This window comes from Streptomyces sp. E11-3, assembly GCF_046540415.1.
Taxonomy (GTDB): Bacteria; Actinomycetota; Actinomycetes; order Streptomycetales; family Streptomycetaceae; genus Streptomyces.
Genome location: NZ_JAZGRL010000270.1, coordinates 1 through 510 on the forward strand (window position 1 = coordinate 1; position 510 = coordinate 510).

Sequence of the window (510 nt, forward strand, 5' to 3'; positions counted from 1 at the left end):
ACCAGGGACCTTTAGATCTTCAGTCTAACGCTCTCCCAACTGAGCTATTTCGGCCACGCCTGCAAGCCGTTTAGCCAGCAGGCATTTCCGTGAGACCACCCGTCACTTTGCCAGAAGAGCAGAGCTGAGCACCCAGAGAATAAAAGAGCTTGGCCCGTACGGGGATCGAACCCGCGACCTTGGCGTTATTAGCACCACGCTCTAACCAACTGAGCTAACCGGCCTGGCTTTGCCCAGCTTTCTGCCCGATTGACCAGAAACTTCCTGATTGCTCTTGACCCTAAAGAGATAAAACAGCTTCTGGACCAAGCCTCACCACGGGCTCGTCCGGGATTTGAACCCGGGACCTCTCGCACCCAAGGCGAGAACCACAGCCCTAGACCAACGAGCCTAGCTGCGCAAGCGCCCAGCCGAGAAAAAAAAGAACAACTACAGCAACAACCAAAGAAGGAACACGAACTAACATGGAAGGAATCGAACACCTCGAGACAGTGTCAAAGGCAAACGAAG

The 510-nt window shown here is 53.9% G+C and carries 2 tRNA genes; both read right to left on the reverse strand.

Features of this window, described 5'->3' with window-relative positions:
• Positions 1–150: 150 nt before the first annotated feature.
• Positions 151–224: transfer RNA gene (locus U9R90_RS36790), tRNA-Ile, on the reverse strand.
• A 95-nt stretch (positions 225–319) separates the two neighbouring features.
• Positions 320–391, reverse strand: a tRNA-Pro gene (locus tag U9R90_RS36795).
• Between the last annotated feature and the right edge of the window lie 119 nt (positions 392–510).